The 1,533-nt window shown below is 35.6% G+C and carries 3 protein-coding genes; all 3 read right to left on the bottom strand.

Translation table 11 applies throughout. The features are described from left to right. Positions 1–247, bottom strand: a 247-nt coding sequence (locus J7J10_01700) for an MBL fold metallo-hydrolase (protein MCD6129655.1), incomplete at its 3' end; no start/stop codon positions are given. Between the two features lies 1 nt (position 248). Next, positions 249–755, bottom strand: a complete 507-nt coding sequence (locus J7J10_01695; protein ID MCD6129654.1) for a class I SAM-dependent methyltransferase — start codon at positions 753–755, stop codon at positions 249–251. Continuing rightward, the gene (locus J7J10_01690) at positions 752–1,327 is read right to left on the bottom strand and encodes a hypothetical protein (protein ID MCD6129653.1); all 576 of its coding nucleotides are present in this window, start codon (positions 1,325–1,327) and stop codon (positions 752–754) included. The genes J7J10_01695 and J7J10_01690 overlap by 4 nt, the downstream gene beginning before the upstream one ends. Positions 1,328–1,533 lie beyond the last annotated feature (206 nt).

The raw sequence follows: 1,533 nt of genomic DNA, 5'->3' as shown, positions 1-1,533 counted from the left end.
TGTTTACCTTTAAAAAATCTGACAATCCTCCAATGTGATCCCAGTGAGCATGAGAAATAAAAACCTCTTCGATGGATTTAGGATCAATGTCGAGTTTTTCCATATTGGAAAGCAAAATCCTCCCATTTGCTCCCGTATCAAATAAGATTTTTGGTGTATTTTCTATCTCTATTAAGGAAGAAAACCCCCAATCTGCCTGCAGACCTCGTTTGTAAACTTCATTATCATAAATGAGAGTAACCTTCATCTTAAGCCTCCTTATGACAAATATATATGTTCATCCATTTACTACAATATTTCTCCACATCCCCTGAAATATTTAGCTCTTTTTCCAGCCATTCAAGGTTTACTGCTTCGTAGTTGTCCATAGAATGAACCTGATTGAAACCCATTTTGTTGTATTCAGCTATGATAAGTTTTTCCCTTGCCACTCTATATGTTTCACAAATGAAATCCTTTCTTCTAACTACATTGATATGATGTAAGGCGGCATAGCTTATAACCATATCAAATGTATTATCCTCATAAGGCAAATCGGTTGCATCCGCATACTCAAATTCAATATTCAGCTTTTCTTTTTTTGCCTCTTTCTTTGCTTCTCTCAAGGCCTGTTTTGAAACATCAATGTTTGTAACCTTGCAATTAAAACTTCTAGCCGCAATAAAAGATAAAGGACCTGCTCCAATATCCAACAAGGTTTTACCTCTTACCCCACCCTTTTCTAAAACCTCAATTCTTTTATCCAGATCGTTCATTCTATCCACCAAGCATGGGCATGACAATGGCCATTTGGATAATGCCAGGCAGCATAGGCAGAATTTTGGGGAGGCAACTCAACCTTTACTGTAGTTGGTATACTACCAATCTGTCCTTTCCAAAAAAGTCCGTTCTTAGATTCACTAAACTTATTATTGATAAAATCCAATCCCAGAGGTCTCAACAGCCACATGAATGTAGCCTGATAGCTATTCCCAGTTTTTGACACTACTCCTAAAACATCACATCTCAATATGGTTGAGTTTGCCACCTTATTGAATTCTACATCAAGACCAGTAGCATACTCTCCTCTTTCACCATATTTAAATAGATCATCTTTAAAGTTTTTAATCTGATTGGATTCAAAATCTCTCTTTTTGTCCAAAATCCTTAGGAGTGCATCCTTACTCCAGAAAGATTCTCTTTGATAACGAAGAACTGTCCCTTCCACCCTTACAGATATATTTTCCTTTAGCGGCGACATCAACTGAGACTGTGAGGCTATACTATAATTTACAGTGAACATTACCAAAACAAACAATACAATCATCAGCAAATATTTCTTATCCATAACAAAACCTCCTTATCCCTAATATACAGATATGTTACACTCTCAGTCTATTTGTTTCAATAAGGCTTTGGAAATGGTGATTTTTATGTTAATTTAAAGATGAGGTATAAACGAGTATAAAAATGTTGAATTGATAAATGAGTATTGAGGAATGACACAAATCGCAGATTTGGTCGTAAAATCCTTAAAGGAAAACTTATGGAGTT

This window comes from Deltaproteobacteria bacterium, assembly GCA_021159305.1.
Taxonomy (GTDB): domain Bacteria; phylum Campylobacterota_A; class Desulfurellia; order JAGGSF01; family JAGGSF01; genus JAGGSF01.
Note: the sequence above shows the minus strand (reverse complement) of the source record. Positions and strands in the feature narration are given on the sequence as shown.

Excerpts from the sequence above, each read along its gene's own strand:
- J7J10_01695 (MCD6129654.1), bottom strand. The coding sequence starts at position 755 with ATGAACGATCTGGATAAAAGAATTGAGGTTTTAGAAAAGGGTGGGGTA.
- J7J10_01690 (MCD6129653.1), bottom strand. The coding sequence starts at position 1,327 with ATGGATAAGAAATATTTGCTGATGATTGTATTGTTTGTTTTGGTAATG.